At 53.2% G+C, this 17,106-nt stretch carries 14 protein-coding genes; 12 read left to right on the top strand and 2 right to left on the bottom strand.

The window, feature by feature from the left end; translation table 11 throughout:
- Positions 1-21: 21 nt before the first annotated feature.
- Positions 22-3,558, bottom strand: coding sequence for a hypothetical protein (locus AC6I8R_RS22335; protein ID WP_497832945.1), 3,537 nt, complete (start codon positions 3,556-3,558; stop codon positions 22-24).
- A gap of 309 nt (positions 3,559-3,867) precedes the next feature.
- On the opposite strand from AC6I8R_RS22335, the gene AC6I8R_RS22330 reads away from it, so the two are divergent.
- The 12 genes from AC6I8R_RS22330 to AC6I8R_RS22275 all read left to right on the top strand — a co-directional run bounded on the left by AC6I8R_RS22330 (position 3,868) and on the right by AC6I8R_RS22275 (position 16,201).
- Positions 3,868-4,611, top strand: coding sequence for a 2-phosphosulfolactate phosphatase (locus AC6I8R_RS22330; RefSeq protein WP_497832944.1), 744 nt, complete (start codon positions 3,868-3,870; stop codon positions 4,609-4,611).
- A 325-nt stretch (positions 4,612-4,936) separates the two neighbouring features.
- Complete coding sequence (locus AC6I8R_RS22325) at positions 4,937-5,476, top strand: sugar dehydrogenase complex small subunit (protein ID WP_415175656.1); 540 nt, start codon at positions 4,937-4,939, stop codon at positions 5,474-5,476.
- A 19-nt stretch (positions 5,477-5,495) separates the two neighbouring features.
- Positions 5,496-7,124, top strand: a complete 1,629-nt coding sequence (locus tag AC6I8R_RS22320; RefSeq protein ID WP_497832943.1) for a GMC family oxidoreductase — start codon at positions 5,496-5,498, stop codon at positions 7,122-7,124.
- A complete protein-coding gene (locus tag AC6I8R_RS22315) occupies positions 7,124-8,509 on the top strand; it encodes a c-type cytochrome (protein WP_497832942.1) in 1,386 nt (461 codons plus the stop codon). Before AC6I8R_RS22320 ends, AC6I8R_RS22315 begins: the two co-directional genes overlap by 1 nt.
- Before the next feature lie 22 nt (positions 8,510-8,531).
- A complete protein-coding gene (locus AC6I8R_RS22310) occupies positions 8,532-9,035 on the top strand; it encodes a sugar dehydrogenase complex small subunit (RefSeq protein ID WP_497832941.1) in 504 nt (167 codons plus the stop codon).
- 21 nt (positions 9,036-9,056) lie between these two features.
- Positions 9,057-10,661: a GMC family oxidoreductase gene (locus tag AC6I8R_RS22305; protein WP_415175652.1), complete on the top strand. Its 1,605-nt coding sequence runs from the start codon at positions 9,057-9,059 to the stop codon at positions 10,659-10,661.
- On the top strand, positions 10,654-11,985 hold the full coding sequence (locus tag AC6I8R_RS22300) for a cytochrome c (RefSeq protein WP_497832940.1): 1,332 nt from the start codon (positions 10,654-10,656) through the stop codon (positions 11,983-11,985). Before AC6I8R_RS22305 ends, AC6I8R_RS22300 begins: the two co-directional genes overlap by 8 nt.
- A gap of 155 nt (positions 11,986-12,140) precedes the next feature.
- On the top strand, positions 12,141-12,698 hold the full coding sequence (gene pagP / locus AC6I8R_RS22295; RefSeq protein WP_415175650.1) for a lipid IV(A) palmitoyltransferase PagP: 558 nt from the start codon (positions 12,141-12,143) through the stop codon (positions 12,696-12,698).
- Between the two features lie 15 nt (positions 12,699-12,713).
- Positions 12,714-14,240: an alpha/beta hydrolase gene (locus AC6I8R_RS22290; RefSeq protein WP_415175649.1), complete on the top strand. Its 1,527-nt coding sequence runs from the start codon at positions 12,714-12,716 to the stop codon at positions 14,238-14,240.
- A 90-nt stretch (positions 14,241-14,330) separates the two neighbouring features.
- Positions 14,331-14,867: a tetratricopeptide repeat protein gene (locus tag AC6I8R_RS22285; protein ID WP_497832939.1), complete on the top strand. Its 537-nt coding sequence runs from the start codon at positions 14,331-14,333 to the stop codon at positions 14,865-14,867.
- Positions 14,868-14,879: 12 nt separating this feature from the next.
- Entirely contained in the window at positions 14,880-15,410 is a 531-nt protein-coding gene (locus tag AC6I8R_RS22280; RefSeq protein WP_497832938.1) for a sigma-70 family RNA polymerase sigma factor, read from the top strand.
- Positions 15,407-16,201 carry an anti-sigma factor family protein gene (locus AC6I8R_RS22275; protein ID WP_497832937.1) on the top strand — a complete coding sequence of 265 codons (795 nt, stop codon included), beginning with the start codon at positions 15,407-15,409 and terminating at the stop codon, positions 16,199-16,201. The genes AC6I8R_RS22280 and AC6I8R_RS22275 overlap by 4 nt, the downstream gene beginning before the upstream one ends.
- Before the next feature lie 22 nt (positions 16,202-16,223).
- Here AC6I8R_RS22275 and AC6I8R_RS22270 read toward each other — a convergent pair whose 3' ends face one another.
- Positions 16,224-16,985 carry a dimethylarginine dimethylaminohydrolase family protein gene (locus AC6I8R_RS22270; RefSeq protein ID WP_415175646.1) on the bottom strand — a complete coding sequence of 254 codons (762 nt, stop codon included), beginning with the start codon at positions 16,983-16,985 and terminating at the stop codon, positions 16,224-16,226.
- Positions 16,986-17,106: the final 121 nt, after the last annotated feature.

The following is a 17,106-nucleotide window of genomic DNA, read 5'->3' as shown; positions in this document are numbered from 1 at the left end:
GCCTCCCTCTTTTGCAAAATGCTAAAGCGGGGAAATCCTGCGCCAGATCAGATTATCGACCAACCCGCTGGCATTCATTGCTGCTGAAATATCACTGCTAACCATTGCCGCACAAGGAAACGTGGTTTTGTTGGTGGGTAAAAGTCGCTCCTGCCAGTCTTCAACACGTCCTCTGGTTTTTAATTGATCGTCTTCCCTATATTGTGTCAGGCCAAATGAGGCTACCAACTCAGGCCATAAATGACGCAGATCACCAAGAAAAGCATGAGCCAGCGCACGGAAAGGGGTAGGTGATAAATATTCAGAACCACAATAATAGTTTGAAGCGAGTTTTATTAAAAAGTCAGCGATACTCAGGGATAAAATGGCCTTTTGTTGGTTAACACGCAATCTATCACCCGTGCTGTTTAATGCTGGATGCTGACAGGCAGTTGCCAGAAGCGTATCTCGTTTGGCACTGGAGTTATCTTTATCGGCAACATCAAAATATAAGTGTAATGCTTTTTTTAACAGGATTTCATCCGCCAATGCCGTAAGTTCCATTTTTGTTGTTGGTTTATGGTGAACCAGGGCGTTGATATGTGAATGTATAACTGTAAGGCGGATAATATCTGAGCTGGTGAGTGTTTCCGTTACTGTGCCAGGAAGGTTATCAATATTCAGGAGTGCGTCAAGAATATGATATGTTTCCTTATCGAGTTTAAAATGTCGAATCATAAACGGAAATCTTGCACAAATACTATCATTGAGGCTCTTTTCTGCCGGAAGATAAAAAACGCGCATCTCTTCATCAACACCAATCGGAATGATATGGCTGTAATCAAACGCGTTGTGATGTTGCAATGAATGCACAGCATCAGACGACAAATAAAAGCCATTCACCCCGGTTGCTGAACGCCAGCGGTGATGGATGAACACCCAATGAAAATCATCAGGTTCATCAATGCCAAGCGTGCCGGAAATATATTCTCTTGCTGCCTGTGTCTGTGGTATTTCGATGCTGAAGTTTTGCTTGAGTTCAGGATGCTGCTTATACAATTGATAAGCTAAAAATTGATATTTTAGGCGATGATTACTTTTAGCAGAAAATTTCATCAGGTAATCAGCACACATAGACCTGAAATGATCTGGGTAATCTGACAATAAGCGATCACTCAACGGATGCAACATAACTGAGATGAGCTTATCGCAGAAATTACGAATACATTCGATATCCTGATAGTCTGGTTGCGTCAGATGCTGAAGTAACCCATTTACCGCAGCCGGCGGGATAACGGTTCTGCGATTGACGAAAACCTGATCAATGAGTACCTGGACCATTTGTTGAGCGAAATCTTTTTTAACTTTAATATTATTAATGCTGTCAAACATTGCAGGGATATCTCCTTGCGCACCCTCTTGTCGACTATACATTCTCTCCCAATTGTTAAACTGTTGCTTGTTAAGTTTTATATCACCGGCCTCGTAATCATCATCAAAGTAGGCTTCAGAAAAATCACAACGAATGGCGGTAAAATCTTGAATTTTGGGTTTGTAAAAAAAGGTTTTTTTAAAGTCAATGTCAGCGAAGACCAGAGAGTCAGCTGTAATATGATTGAATTCAATATTCATCATGGATTTTCGCATGTTGCGTAAAGAACTATCAATCATGCCGAAATTGTTTTTTCTGACAATCTCTGCGGGTAACGAAGAAAATAGCACAGAGTCCAGGCTGGAATGATTAAAGGAGACATCTGACATAACATCATCAGAAGGAAGAATAAAATCGACACCGCGCCAGGTGTTTTTACTGGCATTGACATGCTTGAACAGCGTGGGGGCGACTCTGATCGGCTGAGTTGATGAGCCGTCAAGCTGTAAGTTCTGCATCTGAAAGTCTGAAAAAGCACCGGATATTTCAGCCGAATGCCTGGTGTTCGGGTAACTGATGCTGCAATCAGTCAATGTTGTCACCACGTTGCCAATGGCACCCGCCAAATTACAATTCATAAAACGGAACCCTCCTGACGCAAAACTATCACGGGGGAAATGTGCAATATGCCTGGAGTTCATATTCTTGCTATTGATTTGAATCTGATTAATGTCCTGCATCGGAACACAAGATTGCGGCCAGGTTTTCATCATGTCGGTGCAAAAATTCTTGTGACTGGCATTGGCTAAGTACATCGCCGTTGCATCAAGAATGTCTGCGAGGTTCAAATCTGGCGCGACAGGGTTCCTGTATTGCTGGGCGGCATAGCTATACAAGATGTCATGGTCTTTTTTATCGCTAACCTGCGTTGCTAAATGGGTTAAATCAGTAATGTAAGGCGATAGTAACTTTTTTATCACTGTTGAAAATTCTGGGCGGCGTTTGGGGCGGGAATCAAGACAGGATGTTATTTCTTCACAATAGGGAAAGTCACTAACATCCATATCTACCTCAAATATTTTTTCCCATATGACGCCCATGTTATATACATCGGTGCTGGCGGTATACTTTCCACTCCTGACCTCAGGGGAAAGGCACGTTATATTCAACATGCCGATTGAACTAAGATGGCTAACTGCCACATTATTATCTACTGTCAATTTTCGGCGCTGAAGTAACTGCCAGATTATTGGCGTGGGATTTAGATGCATATTAAGGTCGCGCGTTCTTAACATGATATTATCAAGATTAAGATAACCATATGATTCTGTATTTAATTCAGGCGTGAGGCGAAGTTTCTGACGAAATTCAGCGATTGCCGCCAGGATTTTGATAAAAACATTCTTTTTATTGACATAGGTAACAACGGCTGAAGGGAAACCGCGCTTAATCCGGTTGTTCTCTTTTTCACACCATTCTCGCAGTGTGGTAAGTCCATCTGTTTCCATCAGCGTAATGATAACGGTGCGAGAGATACCATTGTTGTCGGGGAGGTCCAGTCCGGCGACAGTTATTCTCTCGTCGTCTGCGTACAAAGTCTGAAAAGGTTTAACGATCGAACTGAGATCTTCATGTGATATAGACTTTTTTATATCAAATAATGTGGCTTCAAAACATCGGTGTCTTTCGCCTGTCAGGTAATAGGTTTCAACCGGCAATCCGGCCTTGTAATTAAATATTCCAGTTTGAATCCCCCAGTGTTGACATGATGGAAATAATTGTTGCCCCATGAGTTCCAGTGCCAGTGATTTTTCGTTGCGCGCGTTAAAAATCCGTCTAAGGTGTTCTTCATTGTTATCCATAAAGGCCATAATTTGCGGGTAATGTGTCCTCTTCAGGGTGTTTTTGTCTTTAATAAAGGTGGATAATAGCCCTTGTTTGTATGTGGGGTGTAACTGTTCAAAAACCACCTCCACGGCAGGCTTTAAATAAAAAGATAACGCCCCCGGCCCCGGTTTTTCTTTGTCGAGAGAGAAAAGCAAGGCTTCAAAATGAGAAAGATGATTCGAACCTCTGCTGGCAAAGATATTAATAATTCGCAGCAAAATATTGCCTGATTGTCCGGGGCTTTCAGCAAACCACGCTTTCAGGCATTTAATGATTTCCTGAATATCACTGGAGCTATATCTCAACAGTTGGTGTAACATCTCACCCCTTTTCGATTCGGTAACATTGTTTGTAGTGCCAGAGGTCGAAGGGCGAACAGCGCTATTATGAAGTGCGGTAACCGGTAAGCGTGAAGTAGCAGCATCTTGCGGTGTGTGAGAGGCAGAGGTGCTGAGGGTATTTACAGAGTTAAGCATAGTTATGTTTCGAATTCTTTATCCTAAATGATTCATTCTGAACATTTACCAAAAAAGAATTATTAAAAAAACTGATTTTTACATGAAACACGACATTTGATTTCTGAATAAGAAAAAAATTATGATGGCGTTCATTGACGGAGGGTAAGGGTAATGTCGCAACACTATTTCTCTCAGCAAAACTTCGATATTCGCCTTGAATGGGGAAGCCTTGCTGCTGAATACCTGGCGCAGGATGCAGAATGCGTCATTATCGTTGATGTCATGTCGTTCTCCACTTGTGTTAGCCTGGCGAATGATCAGGGGGCTTTGATTGCGCCCTGGCCGTGGAAAGATGACTCCGCCCGGCGTTATGCCACCGACATTGGCGCGCAAGCCGCCAGTATTGATCGTCGTTTCTCTGAGCACACATTTACCTTATCTCCCGCATCGTTGTTAAAAATCCCTTCTGGCTCAAGGCTGGTGCTGCCATCGCCCAATGGCTCAACTGTCGCATTCAAGGCACGAGAGAAGGGGGTAACGGTGTTCAGCGCCGGGCTGCGTAATTGCCAGGCTACGGCCAATGCCTGTCGGCATTTTCACTCGATCCTGCTCATCCCCTGTGGCGAACGCTGGCCGGATGGCAGTTTACGTCCGGCGATTGAAGATTATGTCGCGGCGGGTGGCATTATTGCGGCCTTGGGTGAACGTTGTCGTTCACCGGAAGCGGAAATGGCGCTGGCGGCGTATCAATCTGCGCGGCAGCATGATTTTGCTGCTCTACGCCAATGCGCATCGGCGCTGGAGTTGATTGAAAGAGGCTTTGCCACAGATGTTGACCTCTGTCTGGCACAGGATAAGAGCCAGGTTGCCTGCCAACTGATTGACAACTTTTTTACCCCTCAGCCAGTCCCGTAGCGGCGCGATTTATCGCGCGTCCTTTTCATGGGCATATAGAAAACTGCGCGATAAATCGCGCCGCTACGCCTGCAACGGTGTTTTAAGCTTCGCGCTCACTTCCTGACCAATATCACTCATCTTTGACGCAAAAAGTTCATCTCGTATGGAATTTGTTTAACTTTCATTTAATATATTAATAACCAGCGCAATTATGAGTCATTTAATTAATGTTGCGTTGCGTGATTGTTAATATTCGAAGCAAATCAATAACAGCGAATCATGATGTCTTTCGCCTCCGCACTGGCGGGGGTGTTGAGTAATGTGAAAAAGTCAGGGAAACAACATGTTGCAGTCAGACGATCTTTCCGTCGGGAAGATCCAACTCTCACGCCGGAAAGTGCTGCTTTCTGGCGCGGTGATCATTGCCGGTGGCCTGGTCACCTCCGCGCTGCCGTCATTTGCGATGGTGCAGCCGTCAAAAAGTTTTGTTCCTTTTATGCAAATTTCCCGCCTGCTGGTAAACCATCAACTGGATGACGCAGTGGGGCAACGCATGCTGGCGCTGCTGGAAAGCGAAGAGCAGGGGTTGCCGGATAACATTAACCAATTGCTGACCATCGCCCGTGCGCACAATGCCTTCAAAGTAGAAGATTTCTTCCCGGCAATCCCGCAGGGCGCGTTGCAGGATCTGGCCCACAAAATCATCTTTGGCTGGTACACCGGCAGCCTTGCCCCCACGCGATCGGCTAAAACCTTCGCCTATGAACAGGCACTCACCTGGCATACCACGCTGGATGTGATCACCATTCCGTCTTACGGCATCAGTGGTCCCAACAACTGGCAGCGTGCTAACACCCCGGTCCTTCCCGTACCGCAATTCTGAATCTGATAAGAAGACAATTATGGCAGCCCCAAATCAGTCACCTGTGGTGATCGTCGGTACCGGCGTGGTCGGTGTGGTGATCGCAGAGCAACTGCTGGACGCCGGTATTCCAGTCCTGATGCTGGAAGCCGGTCCGCGCGTCTCGCGTGCCGAGATCGTGGAGAACTACCGTAATCTGCCGCTGGCAGCCAAAGGTAACCCGATAGAGTGTTATCCCTCGCGCGAATGGGCGCCGCACCCGGAACCGGCGGGTGCAGGCAAAGGCTATCTGCAACTCAGCGGTAATGATTCCTATGCGCAAAGTTATGTGCGTTATGCCGGTGGTTCAACCTGGCATTGGGCGGGTACCTGCTGGCGTCTGACGCCTGCGGATATGCAGCTACACAGTCGTTATGGCGTGGGCCGCGACTGGGCCTTCGACTATGACACGCTCGAACCTTACTACGTGCGCGCCGAGTACAAACTGGGGATCTGCGGCCCGGATGATCCGGCGCTGCAATGGCCGCCACAGCGCTCGAAACCCTATCCGATGCCAGCGCTGCCGTTTGGACCAGGCGAAGCGCGTTTTACTGACGTGGTGCGTGAGAAGCTGGGCCTGCATAACATCCCGACGGCGCAGGCACGTAACAGCGGCACCTCATACGATGATCGTCCAGCCTGCTGCGCCAATAATAACTGCGTGCCGGTGTGTCCGGTTGGGGCCAAATATGATGGCGCCACCGCGTTGTCGCGCCTGGAAGCCAAAGGGGCAACCATTCTCTCGAACGCCGTGGTGTGGCGCATTGAAACCAACGCAAAAAACCACATCGAAGCGGTGCATTACTATGACCAGCACAAGCAAACCCATCGCGTCAGCGGCAAGCTGTTTATCATCGCCTGTAACGGGCTGGAGACGCCCAAACTGCTGCTGATGTCGGCAGATGCCCGCAATCCGAACGGTATTGCCAACAGTTCGGACCAGGTCGGACGCAACATGATGGATCACCCGCAAATCACCATGACGGTGACGCTGGATGAACCCTATTGGGCGGGTGTGGGGCCGGTAGTGAACAGCGGCATTATGGAAACCTCGCAGGGCGATTTCCGTTCCGAGCACGCCGGAGCCTATTTCCGCTTCAACAACTTTGCCCGCAACCGCTTTGTCACCTTTGGCGCGTTACAGAAAGGGCTGGTGGGCAAAGCGCTGGATGAAGAGATCCGCCGCATGACCGCCTGCACCGCTGACATTGTGCTGGCGCATGAGATCCTGCCGGATGCCAACAACCGTCTGACGCTTTCCGACAAAAAGGACTGGCTCGGCTTGCCGAAACCGGCAATTCATTACGACGTTGGTGACTACGTCCGTCGTTCCTATAACGACTACTCAAAGCCGATTGCCGACCGTATCGCGGAGGCGATGGGCGCTATCGATAAGAAGTTTTCCAAACAGTTCAACCAGAGCAAACACATCATGGGCGGCACCATCATGGGCAACGACCCGGCCAATTCGGTGGTGGATAACGTCTGTCGTGCGCATGATCACCGCAACCTGTTCCTGCCGGGCGGCGGGGCAATGGCGAGCACCGCCTGCGGCAACAGTACCCTGACTATGGTGGCGCTGGCGTTCAGGGCCGCTGATGCCATCGTCAAACAGGCACAGGAGGCGTGATGATGCTGAAGTTCAAACTCAATACGCTGGCGTTGATGCTGGCACTCGGCTGTGGCGCAGCCCATGCCGCCAGTGATGATGCGCTGATCAGGAAAGGTGAATATCTGGCGGTGGCTGCCGACTGTACCGCCTGCCATACCGCATCAAGTACACAGCCTTTTGCCGGGGGCAAGGCCATTGCTTCGCCGGTTGGCGCTATCATCGCCACCAATATCACGCCGTCGAAAACCGACGGGATCGGCGATTACAGCGAGCAACAGTTTGCCGATGCGCTGCGTAAAGGCATCCGCGCTGACGGCGCACATCTCTATCCGGCGATGCCTTACACCGCGTATGCCACGCTGACTGACGACGATATTCATGCGCTGTATGCGTATTTTATGTCGGGCGTGCAGGCGGTCGATCACCCCACGGCACAGACGCATCTGCCGTTCCCGCTGAACCTGCGGTTTTCCATGATGTTCTGGAATGCGTTGTTCCTGAAAGCGCCGGGTTATCAGCCGGACGCCGCACAAACCGCCAGCTGGAACCGGGGGCGTTACCTGGTGGAAGGGGCGGCGCACTGTAGCACCTGCCATACCCCGCGTGGTTTCCTGATGCAGGAGAAAACCGCTGAGGCCTTTACCGGTGCACAGGTGGGGTCGTGGTATGCACCGAACATTACCGCTAATCCGGTCAGTGGCATTGGCCAGTGGTCGCAGCAAGAATTGGTGACATACCTGCGAACAGGTCGTCTGGCTGGCAAGGCGCAGGCGGCGGGTAGCATGGCAGAAGCCATTACCCACAGCTTCCAGCATCTGTCGGATGCCGATCTGACGGCGATCGCCGAGTATATGCAGAGCGTGCCGGATCATACCGCCTTCGCTTCCGGCCCTGCGCGATTCACCCAGGGAACGCCCGGCAACAACCTTGTCGCCTTCCGGGGGCAGGCTTTTACGCAACCGGTCAGTGATGAGGGAGCACGGCTTTTCTCGGGTAACTGCGCCTCCTGCCACGGCAGCAGTGGGCAGGGTACCAAAGATGGTTTCTATCCCAGCCTGTTCCATAACAGCGCCACGGCAGAGCGTAATTCTTCTAATCTTATTGCGACTATTCTGTTTGGTGTCGAGCGTGAGACCGCGCAGGGCAACGTGTTTATGCCGCCCTTTGGTGCACAACCGAACGCACTTAACCACCTGAATGATCAACAAGTCGCCACCTTGTCGAACTGGATTCTGCATCGCTACGGCAATCAAGGCGTGACGGTGTCACCTGAGCAGGTGGCTGAAATCCGCGCTGGCGGTCCTTCGTCGCCGCTGGTCCTGCTGGCACAGTTCGGGGTTGCTGGCGCTGTGCTGATCGCGATCATCGTGCTGATTTGGCTGTTATGGCGTCGTAAACGTTAACTCCTTACCACTGGAAAATTGTATGAAGCTCTACTCACGCCGTCGTGTGCTGAAGATGGCCGGCCTGGTGGTCATCACCAGCGCCGCAGGTCATCTGTTGCCGCTCCCGCGTCTCAATGCCGCGCAATCGCTGGCCAATGCATCCGCGCAGGCGGATTTTATCCAGGTTTCTCAATGGCTGACGCAGCAGGAGAACCTTAACAGCGCCGTTGCTCATGCGTTGCTGATTGCCCTGAATCAAACCCAACAGAATTTCATGGCCGGACTGACGCAGCTTAAAGCCTTGCTGCAAAGCCAGCCGGAGCTGCTGCAACAGGAGCAACTGACCTTTGCCGCCAGTGATGCGGCCAGCGAGAAACTGGCGCAAGCGATTCTCGGCGGTTGGTACAACGGCGTGGTCGGCAAAGGCAAACATGCGCTGTACGTCACTTACGTAAATACGCTCGCCAACCAACTGGTGAATGACAAACTGGTGCCACCGAGTTTCTCGTATGGCAAATGTGGCAGCTGGGCGCAACAGCCCTGATTTTTAAGAGCAATGTCGTTAATGAATAATAAAAATTCTGCCGATGTGGTGGTGATTGGCGCGGGCGTCAATGGATCACTGCTGGCAACCCGACTGGCAAAAGCGGGTAAATCGGTTCTGTTGCTGGAATCGGGTCCGAAAGTGGGTCGTGACGAGCTGGTGGCGCGTTTTCGCGCCTCGGCGTTCAAATCCGATTTTATGTCGCCATATCCGTTTTCCGAGCTGGCACCGCAGCCGCGTTACACGCCGGAACCGAATGATTACCTGCATCAACTGGGGCCGCACCCGTTTGCCGCTCAGTACATCCGTATGTTTGGTGGGACCAGTTGGCACTGGGCAGCGCAGTTATGGCGTTTTGTTCCCAACGATTTCCGTCAGCAAACGCAATATGGCGTGGGTAAGGACTGGCCGTTTGGTTATGACGAGCTGGAACCTTACTACTACGAAGCGGAAGTCATTGCCGGAGTGGGTGGATCACCCGATAACGGCTCTCCGCGCAGCAAACCTTACCCGATGGAACGCGTACCGGCCTCCTGGCTGCAACAGCGCGTCACTGCGCGGCTGGCACCGGATTTTACCGTACTGGATGACAGCACCGGGCGTAACAGCCACAGCTATGATGGCCGTCCCGCCTGCTGCGGTAATAACAACTGCATGCCCGTGTGCCCGATTGATGCGCAGTATCACGGCGGTCTGGCGGCACAACAGGCACAGGACAGCGGCGTGCAGGTGATCACCGAAGCGGTGGTCTATCAACTGGAGCATGATGCACAGGGCAAGATTGTCGCCGCCAACTACTACGACTGGAATAAGGTCAGCCATCGCGTAACCGCAGAAACTTTCGTGCTGGCAGCCAACGCCATTGAAACGCCAAAGCTGCTGCTGATGTCGGCCAGCGACAGGTTTCCACAGGGGATTGCTAACGCGCGCGATAACGTGGGGCGCAACCTGTGTGATCACCCGGCCATTGGTGTCACCTTTGATGTGGATGAAGAAATCTGGCCTGGCCGTGGACCGGTCAGCCCGTGCTCCATCGGTCAGTATCGCGATGGCGATTTCCGCCGCGAACATGCGCCATTCCGTATCGATATCTCCAACGCCTCCCAGGTCGCGGCAGTGACCAAAGAAGTGCTGGCGGAAGGCTTCTTCGGTAAGAAATTGCAGGAGGAGATCCGTTTTCGCGCGGCGCGTCGCCTGAGTATCAAAAATGCGATGGAGCAGCTTCCCGATCCAGATAACCGTGTCACGTTGAGCAGCAACAAAGATGCGCTTGGCTTGCCGACACCGGCGCTGTTCTGGAATGTCAGCGATTATGAGTTGAAGGGGACAGAAAAAACCCGCGCGTGCTATGACGCCATCGCGGCAAAGCTGGGGGCGACCAACATCAAACACAGCAAAAGCGGCAAATTTTCCAACCGTCAACATATCACCGGCACGCTGTCGATGGGGATCGATCCGGCGACCAGCGTCACCGATGCCTGGGGACGCGCGCACGATCATCACAACCTGTTTATGGTTGGCACTGGCGTGATGCCCACGGTCGGCACCTGTAACGTGACACTGACTGCGATGGCGCTGGCGCTGCGCACCGCCGATAAAATTTTGCAGGAGACGCAACATGGCTAAGCAATGGAAAGCATGGCTGGCTGCGGGTGTGCTGGCTGTGGTCGCAGGCCAGGCTCAGGCTGCCGATCAACAGGCGCAGATCAAACGTGGCGAATATCTGGCGATTGCCGGTGACTGCGGCGCCTGCCACAGCGAGGAAGGTAAAGCGCCGTTTAGCGGCGGGCATGCTATCGCCAGCCCGTTGGGCACGATCTTCAGCACCAATATCACGCCGTCGAAAACCGCCGGGATTGGGAATTACAGCGAAGCGCAGTTTGCGGCTGCGTTGCGTCAGGGGGTACGCGGTGACGGCAGCCAGCTCTATCCGGCGATGCCGTACACCGCCTATGCGAAACTGAGCGATGAAGATGTGGCGGCGTTGTACGCGTATTTTATGCACGGCGTGCAGCCGGTGGATGAGCAGCCGCAGAAAACCGCGTTGCCATTCCCGTTCAATCTGCGTTTCAGCATGGCGGCGTGGAACTGGCTGTTCCTCGACAAACAACCCTTCCAGCCTGACGCCACGCAATCGGACGAGTGGAATCGCGGTGCTTATCTGGTGCAGGGGTTAACCCATTGCAGCACCTGCCACACGCCGCGTAACTTCCTGATGGCGGAGCAGTCGGCAAAAAATCTTCAGGGGGCTTCGCTGGGTACCTGGTTCGCGCCGGATATCACCGCCGCCACGTTGCAGGGCAAACCGCACTGGACGCGTGAGATGCTGGCTGACTACCTGGCGACCGGCCATGCCAGCAATGGCGCGACGGCGGGTGGACCGATGCTGGAAGCGATCGATAAAAGCTTCTCACGCATGACGCCGGAAGATCGCCAGGCGATCGCCACTTATCTGCTGCCGGCAGAGGCGGCGACCCAGGCGAGCGCGGCGAAACCGGGCCTGACGCCGGTGCAGGGCGATGACACGCCACAGGCCAGCCTCAGCAATGGTGCCGTCCTGTATCGTAGCAACTGCGCCGCCTGTCATAACCTCGCGGGTCAGGGATTGAATGGTCTGCCCGCGCTGCAAAATCATCCGGTGCTGAATAAGCCAACGGCAGATAACGTAGCAATGGCGGTGTTGCAGGGTGTCTGGCCGGAAAAAGGTCAGGGGATGATCGGTTTTGCCGCGTCGCTCAGTGACGCGCAGATTGCCGATATCACCAATTACGTGATGCAGGATATCGGGCACAATCAGGTGCAGATCAGCGCCGACCGGGTGAAAACCCTGCGGGCGGGTGGAGCCGCATCACCCTTAATGTGGATGGCGCGAGCGGGTATGACGCTGGCGGGGGTGGTGATCGTGCTGGTGTTGTGGTGGTGGCGCAGAAGAGGCCGTTCTCGTCGCTAAATCTCAACCTGCCTGCCAGGCGGTGCGCACGTTCGTACCGCCTGGCAGGGTACCGTCGCTGTTTCTCAGCCACACTTTCCGCGCTTTTAATTTGCAAATCCTTCAGAAATTTCCCAGAATTTAAGCTCTATTTAAGTGTTTTTTAAGGATAAACCATGCGAAGTTTTCTGGCGGCTTTGTATGTGGTTCTGTTTTTCTCTGTGGCCCCCGTTCAGGCTGAAGGCACCCTCAGCAACGGATGGAACTGGTTAACCAATGATATTTCCCAGACCTGGGAACAACCGCAAAATTACGATCTCTATCTACCGTTTATCGCCTGGCATGCCCGTTTCGCCTACGACAAAGAGAAAACCGATAACTATAACGAAACGCCGTGGGGCGGTGGTTTCGGTGTCTCCCGTTATAATGAAGAGGGTAACTGGAGTGCGCTCTACGCCATGATGTTTAAAGACTCGCATAATATGTGGCAGCCGATTGTCGGTTACGGTTGGGAAAAAGGTTGGTATCTCGATAATGCGCATGATTTTCGCCTCGGGCTTGGCCTGACGGCGGGTATCACCGCGCGTGATGACTTTGCGAATTACGTGCCGCTGCCGATTGTGCTGCCGCTGTTCTCGGCGGGTTATAAGCGCGCAACCGTGCAATTTACCTATATCCCCGGCACCTACAATAACGGCAATGTGCTGTTCGCGTGGCTACGTATCGGTTTTTAAATCACGGGAAATTATATGGCGATGTCGCGCGTGCAACAGTGGCTGAACCGGCCAGGGCCGACCCTGATCTCGTTGCTAAAACTTCTCCTGGCGGGCATCGTGATCATCGCTGTCATTTTCCTGATTGCGCGTATTTATCAGTCTGAACGTGGTGCGCCGCTACAAAGCTGGCATACCTGGTCAGCGGATGAGATGAACGAAAAAGAGATCGACCACGCTACCTTCGCCGACTATCAGGCGCGGGAAGCGGCGATTTTCGCCGAGATGCAACGCGACATCACCAACACCCTGGACGACGCAGAAAAAACACCTCTCAATCGCTACTACGCACAAAGCCTGGTTTATCCGGCGCGCTTTCAACCAGACTGGAATCGTTCATTTATTCTGATGCCGCAAAGCACGCCGCGCGGCGCGGTGGTTCTGCTGCACGGTCTGACCGATTCTCCCTACAGCATGCGCTATCTGGCGGAAGATTATCGTCAACAGGGATTCGTGGCGGTGGTGCCACGTTTGCCGGGGCATGGCACGGCACCGGGCGCGTTAACCCGCGTCAACTGGGAGCAGTGGCTGGCGGTGACCCGACTGGCGGTGCGCGAAGCGACAAGGCGTGCCGGTACAGCGGTGCCGCTGCACCTGGTGGGATATTCCAACGGCGGAGCGCTGGCAATGAAGTATGCGCTGGATGCGCTCAACGATCCTGCGCTGCGCCAGCCGCAACAGATTGTGCTGCTGTCGCCCATGATTGGTGTAACGACCTTCGCCCGTTTTGCTGGCCTGGCGGGCCTGCCTTCGGTGTTACCGGCTTTTGCCAAAGCGGCCTGGCTGAATGTGATGCCGGAGTTTAACCCCTATAAATACAACTCGTTTCCGGTCAAAGCGGCGCGCCAGTCGTGGCTGCTGACGCAGGCGCTACAACAACAAATTTTGTTGCAATCACGCCATCAGGGGCTGGCTAGCCTGGCGCCGGTATTAACCTTCCAGTCAGTGATGGATTCCACCGTCAGCACCCGCGCGGTAGTGGCATCGTTGTACCGTCATCTGCAAAGTCGCGGCAATCAGTTGGTGATTTTCGATATTAATCAGGCCGCTGAACTGCGCGCCTTATTACGTCCTGATTTGAACAACGCCGTCAGCAACCTGTTACCGCCTGCACCGCGTCCCTATGCGACAACGGTGATCACCAATGCGACACCCGCCACCGCCGACACGGTGGCGCGCAACACGCCGGCCAATCAACGGACGGAAACGGTGCAGCCGCTGCATATCGCCTGGCCGCCTGGGATGTACTCCTTGTCTCATGTGGCGGTGCCATTCCCGCTGACGGATTCGTTGTACGGGCTGCAACCTGCGGAGAAGAACCAATTTGGCATTAGCCTTGGCGCGATTTCATTACGTGGTGAGAGCAATACGCTGAGCGTCGGGCTGGATACCCTGATGCGCGCCAATTCGAATCCGTTTTTTGACTATATGATGGCGCGAATTAACCACCATATTGCCTGTAGTCACCAGCCTGATATCGCAACCTGTTTTGGCGAGCAGTAAAAAAAAGCAAAAATGTTCCGAATAGAAATGGCGGCTGCGCTGTTTACTCTCTGACAAGGTCACTTCGATGCCATTTCGTGAGGATACATGATGAAAACGAACAACAGGGTTCGCTGGTTAATCCTGCCTGCTTTGCTGATGGCGCTACATCTCCCTGCCGCGCTGGCTGCCGGGGACGATAGCAGCGAAAGCAAAACGCCAGATTGCCCGAAAGGCCAGGTATGGGACAGCAAATCCAAAAGCTGTGTACCAGATAAAACCAGCTCGCTGAGCGATGAAGACAAAACCAATTACGCTTACCATCTGGCGAAAAAGGGGGAGTATCAGGCGGCAATCAACCTGCTGGATACGCTGAAAAATCCCAACACCAAAGAGGCCTGGAATTATCGTGGTTACGCCACGCGTAAGCTGGGACGTACCGACGAAGGGATGAGTTACTATCAACGTTCCATCGCCCTCGATCCGCACTACGCCAAAGTGCGTGAGTATCTGGGGGAAGCCTGGATGACCAAAGGCCGACCGGATCTGGCGACGGAACAACTATCCATTATCAAAACCCTGTGTGGCGTGAGCTGCGAGGAGTATCGCGATCTGCAAGCCGCCATTGAAGGGCATCCGGAATCGTGATGTTTCCGCTGCGTGGAGGAGCGAAAAATCACCAGCTCTGAGGTTCGTCAGCAGCTTGCGGCGCATTTGGTCCGTTTGTGGCGGTACGCGATGGTGTTATCGCGGAACCGCGACGTGGCCGAAGAGCTGGTGCAATCCACCTGCGTGCGGGCGCTGGAGCGCAGCGCCCAATTTACCCCGGGAACGCGCATCGACCGCTGGCTGTTTAGCGTGTTGCATTCGGTGTGGATTAATGAACTGCGCGCCCGGCGGGTGCGCATGGGGCAGGGATTTGTCGCCAGTGACGAGTTGATAGCGCCGGATCATCAGCAACATGATGAGGAACGTATGCAGTTTGTGCAGGTGATGCAGCGTGTCGGTCAGTTGCCGGAAGCGCAACGCAACGCGGTGTTTCTGGTGTATGTCGAGGGTTTTACTTATCAGGAAGCGGCGGAAACGTTGGCGGTGCCCGTCGGGACCATTATGAGCCGTCTGGCTGCGGCGCGCGCCACATTGGCAAACGCGGTTAATGGTCGGTCATCGACCCAGGAGAAACGGCTGTGACTGCGATCCGATTTAGTTTTCCTTATCCTGATGAAGCGATCGTGGCCTGGCTCGATGGCGAAATGCGACCGGATGATGCGCAGGCATTTGAAAAAGAACTGAAGCGCAATCCTGAACTCTCCGCCCGAACGGCGGAACTGATGAAAAGCAATCAACCCTTTGCCGAGGCGTTTGGTTTGATGCTGGCACAGGCCCCGGAACCGCGTATGCAGCAGCAGTTGGCTGGCTTGCTGGCACAGACGCCCCCCATCCCAGGGTCGCCCACTGCGCAGGTCAGTCGTCGTGCCTTGATTGCTGCGTCGCTGGGGTTTCTGCTGGTGGGGACGGGTGTCGGCTATCTGGCTCGCCCACGGGTAAAACCGGATGAAAGTGCCGTTATCCGCGAACTGGAGGCACAATATATGTCGCTCTACAGCCCGGAAACCCTGGCGGATGTCGATAACTCACCGCAGATGTTGCAGCACTCGCTGGCGCGCACCGCGCGCGACCTCGACATCCATCTGACGCTGGCGCAGTTAACCTTGCCGGAAGCGGAATTGAAAAGCGTCAGGATGCTGCGTTATGACGATGCGTTGATTTCTCAAATCGCGTGGAATCACAACGATTATGGCCCGATGGCGTTATGCATTTCACGCGAGGAACAGACGCAAACCAGCGCGCTGACCGAAGAAAAACGCCACGGGATGAATCTGGTCTGGTGGCGTAATGCGGGATACCAGTTTGTCCTGATTGGCCGTAGTCCCAGTGCGCAGTTGATGCGCACTGCCACAAGGTTAAGCCATATCCTGTAACGGCGCGATGTATCGCGCGGGTTTAAAAACGCAGCGACAGGCAGGTCAATCCGCCATCCATCTTGCGAATTTCACTGGTATCCAGCGCGATGATGGGCATATTTAGGGTACGCAACTGCGCCAGCGTTGCCGGGTAACCGGTTGGGGTAATCAGCGTATCATTGATCAGCAGGGTATTTCCGGCGTACATTTCGTCGTCTGGAATAACCAGATGATTGTATTGCGCAAATTGCGGCAGGCGCGCAAATTTTTCTGTGGAAATCAGCGTGTTTTTTCCGACATAGTTTATCGCTGACTTCAGATGCAATCCCTCATCCACCTCAACAGACGTGACACTGTAACCATAAGGTTCCACCAGACTGGCAAATTCGCGGATCCCGGCCTCATTGGTCCGTGTGGTCAGCCCGATATAAAACGCCTTATCGATCAGCATGACGTCGCCACCTTCCAGCGTGCCTTTGTCACTCATCATCTTCAGTGGGCGAAAATCCTTCAGCACCGCTTTCATCGACTCGACTTCACCCGCGCGGGCGGGCGCACCAGGATGGGTGATCACCGCCAGTTCCGGGATCACCACGGCGGTATCTTCAACAAAATGTGCATCGGGAAAATCCGCCTCGGCGGGTAACAGCGTTACCTTCAATCTGAGCGTTAACATGGCGTTGAGATAATCCCAGAACTGACGGCGGGTGAGTTCAGCGTCCGGTGCGCCCAGAGAAGCGGTGGTCAGGCCCGCCGCGCAGTTTTCAGCCGGGAGTCGAGCAATAATTTGCGTAAAAGCCATCTGTTTATCCTTAAGTCGTGGGGTGTCTGACCACAAATCTATCCTTTTCAACTGGCTAAAGACAACTTGACAACGCGGTCCGTAGAATGGTTGTATCATACAACCTTGTTTAACCGACGTT

The organism is Pantoea sp. X-Soil-OKNW-713 (assembly GCF_059730685.1).
This window is presented reverse-complemented; position numbering and strand designations above follow the sequence as displayed.